At 58.2% G+C, this 10,185-nt stretch carries 11 protein-coding genes, 1 tRNA gene, 2 pseudogenes and 1 other annotated feature; of the genes and pseudogenes, 12 read left to right on the top strand and 2 right to left on the bottom strand.

Annotated elements, in window-relative coordinates:
- Positions 1-146: 146 nt before the first annotated feature.
- The 3 genes from HWX36_RS02730 to HWX36_RS02720 are packed head-to-tail and all read left to right on the top strand — an operon-like array spanning position 147 to position 2,510.
- Positions 147-503 carry a hypothetical protein gene (locus HWX36_RS02730; RefSeq protein WP_244136300.1) on the top strand — a complete coding sequence of 119 codons (357 nt, stop codon included), beginning with the start codon at positions 147-149 and terminating at the stop codon, positions 501-503.
- Positions 504-511: 8 nt separating this feature from the next.
- Entirely contained in the window at positions 512-739 is a 228-nt protein-coding gene (bcpO, locus tag HWX36_RS02725; RefSeq protein ID WP_347879203.1) for a CDI system lipoprotein BcpO, read from the top strand.
- A gap of 25 nt (positions 740-764) precedes the next feature.
- Entirely contained in the window at positions 765-2,510 is a 1,746-nt protein-coding gene (locus tag HWX36_RS02720) for a ShlB/FhaC/HecB family hemolysin secretion/activation protein (RefSeq protein WP_175950734.1), read from the top strand.
- A 24-nt stretch (positions 2,511-2,534) separates the two neighbouring features.
- Here the strand turns inward: HWX36_RS02720 and HWX36_RS36965 are convergent, their stop codons facing one another.
- Complete coding sequence (locus HWX36_RS36965; RefSeq protein ID WP_244136299.1) at positions 2,535-2,753, bottom strand: hypothetical protein; 219 nt, start codon at positions 2,751-2,753, stop codon at positions 2,535-2,537.
- Positions 2,754-2,928: 175 nt separating this feature from the next.
- On the opposite strand from HWX36_RS36965, the gene HWX36_RS36960 reads away from it, so the two are divergent.
- The 7 genes and pseudogenes from HWX36_RS36960 to HWX36_RS02685 form a co-directional block, all read left to right on the top strand.
- Positions 2,929-3,504 (top strand): hypothetical protein, encoded by a 576-nt coding sequence (locus tag HWX36_RS36960; protein WP_244136298.1) that lies wholly within the window; start codon positions 2,929-2,931, stop codon positions 3,502-3,504.
- 200 nt (positions 3,505-3,704) lie between these two features.
- On the top strand, positions 3,705-4,652 hold the full coding sequence (locus HWX36_RS02710; protein WP_244136297.1) for a DUF746 domain-containing protein: 948 nt from the start codon (positions 3,705-3,707) through the stop codon (positions 4,650-4,652).
- An 11-nt stretch (positions 4,653-4,663) separates the two neighbouring features.
- Entirely contained in the window at positions 4,664-5,116 is a 453-nt protein-coding gene (locus HWX36_RS02705; RefSeq protein ID WP_244136296.1) for a hypothetical protein, read from the top strand.
- Between the two features lie 44 nt (positions 5,117-5,160).
- On the top strand, positions 5,161-5,421 hold the full coding sequence (locus HWX36_RS02700; RefSeq protein ID WP_175950733.1) for an energy transducer TonB: 261 nt from the start codon (positions 5,161-5,163) through the stop codon (positions 5,419-5,421).
- A 15-nt stretch (positions 5,422-5,436) separates the two neighbouring features.
- Positions 5,437-5,658, top strand: a complete 222-nt coding sequence (locus HWX36_RS02695; RefSeq protein ID WP_175950732.1) for a hypothetical protein — start codon at positions 5,437-5,439, stop codon at positions 5,656-5,658.
- Between the two features lie 191 nt (positions 5,659-5,849).
- Positions 5,850-5,923: transfer RNA gene (locus tag HWX36_RS02690), tRNA-Gly, on the top strand.
- 41 nt (positions 5,924-5,964) lie between these two features.
- Positions 5,965-6,512: pseudogene (locus tag HWX36_RS02685) on the top strand (IS3 family transposase); the annotation flags it as partial.
- Positions 6,219-6,335, top strand: a sequence feature (AL1L pseudoknot). Its footprint overlaps the pseudogene before it by 117 nt.
- Before the next feature lie 91 nt (positions 6,513-6,603).
- Here the strand turns inward: HWX36_RS02685 and HWX36_RS36955 are convergent.
- Complete coding sequence (locus HWX36_RS36955; RefSeq protein ID WP_244136313.1) at positions 6,604-6,783, bottom strand: MbcA/ParS/Xre antitoxin family protein; 180 nt, start codon at positions 6,781-6,783, stop codon at positions 6,604-6,606.
- A 983-nt stretch (positions 6,784-7,766) separates the two neighbouring features.
- Between HWX36_RS36955 and HWX36_RS02675 the strand changes: the two are divergent.
- Both HWX36_RS02675 and HWX36_RS02670 read left to right on the top strand, forming a co-directional pair.
- Positions 7,767-8,205 (top strand): annotated as a pseudogene (locus tag HWX36_RS02675) (hypothetical protein).
- A 96-nt stretch (positions 8,206-8,301) separates the two neighbouring features.
- On the top strand, positions 8,302-9,993 hold the full coding sequence (locus HWX36_RS02670; RefSeq protein WP_175950730.1) for a site-specific integrase: 1,692 nt from the start codon (positions 8,302-8,304) through the stop codon (positions 9,991-9,993).
- The last annotated feature ends 192 nt before the right edge of the window (positions 9,994-10,185 follow it).

The raw sequence follows: 10,185 nt of genomic DNA, 5'->3' as shown, positions 1-10,185 counted from the left end.
AGCAACCAAAGAGCTGAAGAATAGAGTTTTACACCAGCTGAAATGGCGAAGCCCCACGGTTGAGGTCGCGTCTATGTGGCGTGGTTGTCTTGTGGCATTTTGGAATTCTGATGGTGTTTTGAGATCGATCAAGTAAAGAGAGTGTTATGGATTCGGAAGGGCAACGTGTCACATATGAAGTCATGAAGGCCGAGATTTTGTCCCTTTATTATATTTTTTGTCGAGATCGAGGTATTTCTGGTAAATTTTCGCATCGCGAAGTGTTGGGATATATTGAGCTTGAATGTGAAGATATTTATGAGCGCCCCATTGAAATTTTGATGTTGCGTGTAATTCAGTTGATTTTGTCTGGTGGATGGCATCCGAGATTTGAAAATTGGATGCGAAAAATTATTTCTGAGCAGATTTCGACAGAAGGGCTGGGCAATCTATTGAAAGAGTTGCCAACCGATGAGGTCGAATTGTTCAAGCACGATCTAAAGATTCTGAAATTTATCCCGTGACGACGCAAATGATGGCGATATGGAAAGCAAGACTGTCGATAGTATCGCTCTCAGTGGTGGTGTCGTTTGCGGCATGTGAGACAGCGCCGCCCGACGCGCCACCGCGCCCACCTCCCAAACCAGAGATGTCGCCCGTCCTCCCCTCATGGTCGACCATGACGTGGGTGATGGGCTTCTGGAAATGGAGCGGTACGGAATGGATATGGATTCCGGGCCACCTTGCTCCCAAGCCTTAAAAACAAATTCGACGCACGCATACGAATGAGAATCCGCACATCCGCTGTTCTACTGTCGGCCGCTTCCGTTTCTGTCTTTGCGCAGCAGACGGCGGCACCTGTCAACGATGCCGCCGCCCGCGCGAATGCCGAACAGCAACAGCGGATTGAGCAGCAGCGCACGGAGCAACAGCGTGCGGCCACTATCGCTTCGCCGGCAGTACGTTCAACGGCACCCGCACCGGGAGGTTGGCCGGAACTGCCGGTTGAGCAGCCGTGCTTTCAGATCGACGCATTCGCGCTGGACATGCCGAAAACCCTGTCGGAAGCAGCGCAATCCAAAGGCGCGTCTGCGCTGCCGATGGACCCATTCGCATACGCGCGCGAATGGCTCGAACACTATCGGGGTGCCTGCGTTGGCAAACTCGGGCTGGACCTGATGGTGAAGGGCTTGCAGCAGACGATTTTGAGCCGGGGAGCAATTACGACGCGTGTGCTGGTGCCTGAGCAGGATTTGTCCTCGGGCACGCTGAAGCTGACGTTGATTCCCGGCACGATCCGACATATCGCGTTTACCGATCCGAAGGTTTGGGGCACATGGAAAACGGCTTTCCCGGCCCGCGATGGTGACCTGCTAAATCTGCGCGACCTCGAACAAGGACTGGAGCAAATGCGGCGCGTGTCGAGTCAGGACGTGGACATGAAAATCGAGCCGACTGCGACGCCGGGCGAAAGCGACGTGGTGATTACCGTGAAACGCGCGAAGCCGTGGACTGTCGTTGCGTCGATCGACAATTCCGGCACGCGTGCGACCGGCAAACTACAAGGTAGTCTGAGCGTCGGCCTCGACAACCCGCTCGGTCTGAACGACATTCTCGCGCTCGGCGTGACGCAGGACTTGGAGCTTGGCGACAAGCGCTTTGGCTCGCATGGCTTCAACGGGTCATATTCGGTGCCGTGGGGCTACTGGACTGCGACGTTGTTCGGCAATTCGAACACGTACTATCAGCCTATCGCCGCGACCGGGGGGCAAGTGTTCGTGTCAAGTGGCAACGCGCAGACAACCGGCCTGAAACTGCAACGCGTGCTGTTCCGGAATCAAAGCGATATCTCGGGTGTCGAGTTTCAGCTTTCGAAGCGCTGGGGCGAAAGCTTCATTGAAGGAATCGATATTCCTACGCAACGCCGCAACAACACGTTCGTTGAGGCGGGTCTGACGAATCGCCACTACTTCGGTGCAGCGCAGTTCGACGGCGTGCTGGCTTACCGACAGGGAATTGGCTGGTTAGGTGCGACAGCAGATCCCTACCCGGATGGTGCCACCTACCGCTACAAAATGGCCGTCCTCGACGCGAACCTGTCGGTGCCGTTCGCACTCGGCAAGCAGAATTTCCTTTACGTCACGACGTTTCACGGCCAGTACACAAACGATACGCTGTTCTTCATCGATGACCTGACCATCGGCAGTCGCTACACGGTGCGCGGCTTCGATGGAGAACAATTGCTTGCGGGCGAAAAGGGCTTTTACTGGCGCAACGAGTTGCAGGCCCCTGTCGGCAACACCGGGCAGGCCGTCTATGTAGGGCTGGACTACGGCCATGTGTTTGGACCGAACACCGCGTATCTCGCCGGTACGCAATTGGTCGGTGCAGTGATTGGCGTCAAGGGTGGCATCGGCACGCGCTTCGGCGCATACGGCTATGACCTGTTCGCGGGGACGCCGGTCTACAAACCTTCGGGCTTCACCACCGCGCGCGTCACGCTCGGGTTTCAACTGACCGCACGGTTTTGAGTGAGTGGGTGTCTGGCAGTCCTCCTAGGCCAGACGCTTTTTGCGCAGCGGCTCCGGCTGCTGTGCCTTTTTATTCAGCGATGGAAAAACGAGGTGAATGATGCCGGGAAAACGAGTGTGGTTGGCAAGCCTGATGAGTACTGCGATGCTGTTGTCCGCGTGCGGTGGCGATAGCGCAGGTACGATCAATTCGGGTAGCAGTACATCGAACAGCGCGACGGCCGGAACGACGGTGACCACCACGTCGGTTACATCGCCGCCGGCTCCGTCGACACAGCCATCTTCCGCTCAGGTTGCATGTCGACCGAATGGGAACTTCACTTATTCGGGTTCCGCTTCTCAGATCGCGGCGAACAACGGCCAACTAGCGGTCGTCGTTGTGCCTGACTTGCCGATTGCCTACTCGAAGAATCGGAACATGACCGCGCCCAACGTGCCCGCTTCCAGTCTGGTTCAACAGGCGAGCGGCGCATTCACGACGCTCGCATCATCGGCGGCGGCAACCGACTGCCTTGGGCTCGATCATGGCGCGGTGACCGAGATTCAGAGCGTCGGCACCGACGTTGCGATTGGCCGCTGGAATCAGGCGGAGGACACGGACGGCAACACCTACACTGCCCAGCAAGGCGTTCACTACGCCGTCGGCACGCCCCTGTCGCTGTCGGCGACAAGCGGCACCCTCGCGTGCACGCAACTGATGGCGGATACTGTCACAACCGGCGGTGGCACGCTCGGTACGACAACCGCGACGGTCGACCTCGCCACACGCACCCTCAACAACCTGAACATGTCGATCAACGTGGCGAATTCGCAATACACGCTGACGTTCTCCAAGGCCACGCTAAACGCTGTTTCTTCGACAGTTGGGCAGATGTCTGTTCAGTCGGTTGTAGTGGGGCACGACGCGACGCAGCCGCTGATTGCGGTTGGCTATTCATCGACACTGCCGAATACACAGAGTGTTGCTGGCGTCGTAGTGCTGTCGTGCAGGTAAGACGGGTTGTTTGAAATCCGATCGAGGTCCGACCGTGCGCGGTCGGATTTCGGAAGACTTCATTGTTTTAGGAATGTTCGAAGATGCAGAGTCAGGCGCGTTCGCGAACCAGATATACGGTACCGTCGGGGAGTAGTGAACTCCGCGAAAAAGCCTTACGACAGAGCCGCCGCGCATTTGAACGAGCGCTGCGTGACCACGTGCACGCACTGCTGTCGCCTAATGCAGACCCCGTGCCTTCGTGCCCGCGCTGCAAAGGAACAGAAATCGACAAAAAGGGCTACACCTATCGATACACTGGCCGGTTGCCGACCTACATATGCAGAGGCTGCGGCCAGTATTTCAACCGTGTCAGCTTGACGCCGCTTGCGCATCGGTCGGTCGAGCAGATCGACGCGTTCATATCGTTGCTTTTTCAACCGTTAAGCTATGCAGAAGCGGCTCGTCGGTTGGGGATGGAAGCTCAGGCTATTTGCCACTCTGTCAAGGAATTCAAGCGATGGTTGTCTATCGATGCCGATGACGCCCGGCATATCTTGCTCGGTGGCAGGTTCACCGCGGAACAATCGACGAGCGACGTTAGCGCCGATGATGTGGAGAAAGAGGATCGGCCACTCAGTGACGTACTGCTGAACGACTTTGACGAAGTTCACGCCCCCATGCACGGCCCGACAGCTTGCCCGGCTTGCGGCAGCATGCAGGTGCGAACCAAGGGCGTCTGGGGCGACCTGCCGCGTTATCAATGCTCACTGTGCCGCAAACAGTTCAACCGACGTACCGGAACACCCTTTACCCGAAATCGGGACGCTGCACGGCAACGCGAATTGATTCGCTACTTGGGCCTGCCGTTGCCGATCATCCAGCTTGCGGAAATGATTCAGACCGATCCGAGTATCACGAAACGTTTGATCAATGAGTTTCGCGAGCGCTGTAATCAACTCGATCCGTCGGGGAAGATGGCAGCGCGTATCAGAGCAGGCGTGCCGCCGGGCAAGGATACGGCGTGCGTTTGGTGCGGCGTTCGAAATTTGCGTTTCTATGACGATGGTAGGCCGGTCCGATGCACGCACTGCGGGCGTTTGATATCGATGCGCCGCCGAATCGTCGTACGAAACGAGTGTATCGAAATTGTCGGGGGCAAAGCATGACGCGAAAACGCATGACACACAAGCCGCGAACGAGAGCGATGCTCCTGCCATTACCTTTCGCGCTGGTGCGGAGTATCTCGCTCGAAAACCACATGTCGCTTGCGGCGATGCGCAGCGGACATGGTACGCACGATACGATGTGCGCGTTGTTGCGCATCCTGTATATGTTGTTCTATATGCTCGAAGGCAACGGCTGCGACGCCGATCTTCCCGGATTTCTGGAGGTGGAGGCGGCGCTCGATACATCCATTCATGCTGCTGCGTCGGGGCAGGACTGGCAACTCGATGAAAAAAGCATACCTTTAGTCGAAGCAATGCTGTTGCGCTTCGATGAGGTCGTAGCGAGTGTGCCCGCGTTTCGCTATCAGGAGTCGTGGGAGAAGATGGCAGACTTCGCAAAGTCTGCTATGCAGTCGCCACTACCGGGTAGCCGGGTTGGCGAGATATGGCGGGCGCCGGAATGACGGGCGGCGGAATCGAGTGACCAAGTTAGAGAACGGAGGGGCGAATGGGACTGTTGGACCGATTGCTCGATCAGGCGGTGGGGACGAGTGCGGCGTCTCGAAAGGCGATCTTTCGGGTCTTGCTTGACGATCAGGGCCGTGTGAAGGACGTGGTGCTCAAGCGGAGCAGTGGAGACCCAGCCATTGATATGCGAGGTCGCGAGAAATTTCTCAATATGAAGTTTCCGCCGGGCCGGCTGAACGGGAGCACCAAGAAGGCGCAGCGTTGGCACGAATTTCCCTATACGGATGACGAGAGCAAGTAACAACGGACGATTTCGATGCGAACGATTCAGCAGAGCGACACGGGGCTCGGCGACTTGAAGGCGTTGACTTACGTGCGACCGGAAGCGTCTGTCGCGCCTCGATCTGAGGTCGATCGTGGCCATCGTCGCAAGATCATGGGAATCATGGTGGCGGTGCTATTGATCGCGGTCGCGCAATTTGTGGCGTTAAAGATCATCTACGCGACCCAGCCTGTCCATGCAGCGAGAGGAAAATGAACTATCGACGGATTGCCGCTATGTTGCTGCTTGCAACGACAATGTCGTTGTTGAGTGGATGCGGGATGTTTGGTTGCGGAGGTGCGGCGAGCAACGGAGGCGGTTGGGGTGGGTGTAGTGTCGGAACACGATTCTGACCAGCGCCCGGTTCGATTATTCGGATCGCAAATCATATAGAATTGCGCGGTACTGCGGGTGTAGCTCAATGGTAGAGCAGAAGCCTTCCAAGCTTACGACGAGGGTTCGATTCCCTTCACCCGCTCCAACCTGGAAACGTGGCCGAGCGGTTTAAGGCACCGGTCCTCAGTGTGTCCTGAACGCAAGCAAGTGCGCCTGGTACGCGAGCAGCGTAGCGAACATCCGTCGATGTGGGCGGCAGTCGAATCGATTGCACCGATGATCGGCTGTACGCCGCAGACGCTTCTGGATTGGGTCAAACGCGACGAGGTCGACCGTGGGGCGCGCGATGGCGTGCGCACGGCCGAGCGTGAACGTATCCAGGTGCTGGGGCGCGAGGTCAAAGAATTGCGTCGGATCAACGAGATTCTCGAGCTGGCGAGCGCGTTTTTCGTCCGAGCGGAACTCGACCACCGTTTCAAAGCCTGAAGGCTTTCATTGATCAGCATCGCGACCCCTTCGGGGGCGCGCCGATCTGCAAGGCCTTGCGGATGGCCCCGTCGGGCTACCGACGCCATGTTGCGCAGCTTCGCGATTCGTCCAAACGCTGCGCCCGCGCTAAACGAGATGAGATTCTGCAACCGGAGATCAAGCGTGTCTGGTAGGCCAACATGCAGGTCGATGGTGTGCCGAAGGTCTGGAAGCAGATGAACCGGGAAGGTATCGTGGTCGTACGCTGAACGGTCGGGCGGTTGATGTTCACGCAGAACTGACCCACCGGGCAAGATTCGGTGGAGACCAACACATTGTGTGCTGCGACGTGCTGTATTACCAGTAAGCCCCGGATTGTGCGCTTGCCAGTAGTCTCGAAATCAGATCGACGCCCTCAGGCGTGTGAAGATAGTCTGCGGGGCGTCGCCCACCGAGAGCCGGAACAGGTGAATGAAGCCAGCCGAAGAGCCAAGATTGCACGTCGAAGCCATCCGAATTTCCAGATTCTTCGACCATCCTGCGGGTCTGTGCGATCAGCAGTTCGACGACGGCAGGCGGGATACTTTGTGGTTGTGAACTCGACGATGGCGAGTCTTGGATGTCATTCTCTCGAGCGATGGACATATTACACCTCGTTGTCGATTTGGCATTGGTCATGCCGGGATATCTGATCGAATGCTCAATAGGGCGCAGTACCGGTCTATTCCTAAGACCAGCTCGTCTGCCGCATGGTAGAGGATCACCCGCTAAAGCGGGGGCGAAGCAAATTGGCGGGCACCGCTGCGGCGTAATTGATCACTTTGCATCAGACAGTGTCGTTGCCAGCCGCGGCGATGCGTTCATTCACATGCCGTCGACAACAACGTATTGGAACACGGATTCGGCTGGGCATCGAACCGATCGAAATGGTCCCATATCCGTTTTGCTGTCGAGCGGGAAGGGCGTGGCAAGCAGAGCACGGAATTGGACATGCGGGGGCGGACGACCGTTTTCGATGCGGCGAACGGTCGTCGAGCGCAATGGTGCGCTGGAGATCGTCGATGAGTCGATGGCGTCTGATAACGGGCCGACGACGTCGCAGAACGATCGTGCGCGACGAGCGAAACGGCGGTGAATATGGCAAAAGATCGTAATGACTCGGCCGGCATACGGGACCTGAAGCACCTGGCGGGCCCAAGATTGAGGTCGTCGATTGAGACCCCGTCGAAGCAGGCGAAATTTGGGGTGCTCGCGGTCGTGGCACTCGCGTCTGTGGTCGGAGCGTTCATCCTGATGGGGGCATTCATCGACGTGCTCGTTCTATATCTTATAGAGACCGACCCTGTTCGACACTGAAGAGAGACGGTAGTGCGAAATTCACCCCCGTGGCTGTCGTGCTGGAGTCGTTGCTGCTTGGCGGTTGCGGATTGTTTGGCTGTGGCGCGGCCGCGCGCAACGGCGGTGTCTTCGGCAACTGCCATGTCGGCACGCGCTTCTGAAGGGAAAGACCAAGGCGCAAATTGGCACCGCGTTGCAACGGTCGAGCAGCGCCGACCAAAGCGCAGTTGTTGCCGCTATCGACCGAGAAGATCCGGGCGCTTTCACTCGAAAATCACCTCGCTCTGTCGGTGGTGCGCGCCGGCGTCGGCGACTTCGAGCAGATGAACTGCCTGCTGCGTATGGTCTATCGTGCTTATTTTCTGCGTAACGAGACGACCGCCGGGAAGCAGCCCGGCGTGTATCGGCGAGCCGAAGCGGTATTGGACCGCAGCATTACGCGCGTCGAGCGCGGTGAAGCCTGGATGCTGATGGACGACGAGGTGGCTGCGCTTGAAAGGGGGCTGGTGCTGCACGATGAACAGCTTGCCGCTGCACCGGTATCAGTCGGCATGGGAGCGACTGCAGTGTTTGATCGTTAGCGGACAGCGCTCGCCGATACCGGCGAAGGCAACCATCTGACGCTTGTAGTGAATGGAAAATGGAAGGTTTTGGATGGAGATGGACCGATAAGAGTTATTATCTGTCCATTGCTGAAATGCAACCAAAGTGGTGACCATGAAAACGCATGAGTCCAGTCGGTCAAGCGTAACCAGCACCGATTTTCCCGACGAGGCTGAACTTGCGGCGTTGCGCAGCTGGTATGCAGGGCTCGACGCGCGAACCGCCGTCTCTCGGTACTTGGGCGAACGTCGGGCAACTGGCGCGTCGTCGCGTACCGTCCTCGGACGCATTCGCCGGCAACTCGTGGCGTTTGCTGATGCTCGTCATCGCGAAGATCTCGCCGCGGCGTTTGTGCGCAGTCCGTCAAAGGTGTCGATCGAGGGTGTTGCGCGAGCCATCGAGGTATTACGGTATCTCCCGTTGCCTGAGCCGCTCATATCCGATGAGATTGATGTGTGGCTGCCGCCGCGCATCGTGGCAACCCTTCGGGCCCACGGTATCCGAACGTTGGCGGACTTGACCGTGCGGATACCGCGGCGGCGGCGCTGGTGGTCCGGGATCGATGGTCTCGGCGTCGCGAGCGCGCGACGGGTCGAGGCGTTTTTTGCCGCGCATCCAGTGCTGACGGAGCGCGCGCGTGTATTGATCGCTGCCGTGCCGACCAACAGTGTTGCGCCATGGGAGCAGATTCGTTTGCCGCACGAAGTCGATGGCTCAAATGGACAGTTTCGTGCCCCACAGGCTTCTTGTTTGCTCAATGCATCGAACGACTATGAGGCGATCCAGTCCTGGCTGCATCTGCACGAATCACCCGCTACCCAGCGGGCCTACCGGAAAGAGGCCGAGCGACTGATCCTGTGGGCAATCGTCGAACGCGGCCAGGCGTTGTCGTCGCTCACAACCGACGATGCGATCGCGTATCGCAGCTTCTTGCAGCGGCCGGCGCCGCGTGAGCGTTGGATCGGCCCCTCTAGGCCACGGCGGAGTGTCGAATGGCGGCCGTTTAGCGGGCCGCTATCGGCACGGTCTGCAGCGCATGCGTTGACGGTCCTGTCGGCGATGTTTCGATGGCTGATCGAGCAACGCTATGTACAAGCGAACCCATTTGCGGGTGTCAAAGTTCGAGGTGCGTCAGCGCGCACTGGGCTCGATGTTTCTCGAGGCTTCACGGAAGGCGAGTGGCTGTTGATTCGCACAGTTGCCGATGGGCTGGAATGGACATACGGTTGGGGTAAGCCCGCGGCCCAGCGTTTGCGCTTTCTATTGGATTTTGGCTACGCAACCGGCTTGCGTGCCAGCGAAGTTGTCGGCGCCACACTCGGCGACATTCAGCGCGATGAGTATGGGGATCACTGGCTGCACGTGATTGGGAAAGGAGGAAAGCCGGGCAAGGTCGTGTTGCCGGCGTTGGCACGGAGTGCGCTGGATCAATGGCTCGTGCAACGGGGGCTACCGGTCACGCCGTCTCGCTGGAACCCGGCCACGCCATTGGTCGCGAACCTGATTGAAGATGGTGCTGGCATCGAAAGCACGCGGCTCTGGCGTGTGCTGCGGAGATTCTTCTTAGTGGCGGCTGGGGTGATCCAGGACGAGCGACCTGCGACTGCCGAGAAGCTCCGTCGTGCGAGCCCGCATTGGATGCGCCACACACATGCGACACACGCCCTGGCCCGGGGGGCCGAACTGATCATGGTGCGTGACAATTTGCGCCATGCATCGATATCGACGACGTCAACTTACCTGCATGGTGACGAAGTCCAGCGGGCGCGGCAGTTCAATCAGGCGTTCGGGCCTCGGAAGGTCTAATGCCAATATCAAGGGACTTTCACGTTGTGTCAGCCGCTGTCGTCCAGCCGTGCTGACTATCCAGTCACCTGCCAGTCTGCCACTGCAGTTAATGGGGCGGGAAGGTTGCGGCGCGTAACCCTTGGTGAAGTGCACGTGCCCAGAATGCAAGCATAAGGAAAAATGCTTGCATTTCATTGAGCTCTCCGCATA

The sequence above is a fragment of the Burkholderia sp. BCC0405 genome (assembly GCF_902833075.1).
GTDB lineage: Bacteria > Pseudomonadota > Gammaproteobacteria > Burkholderiales > Burkholderiaceae > Burkholderia.
This window is presented reverse-complemented; position numbering and strand designations above follow the sequence as displayed.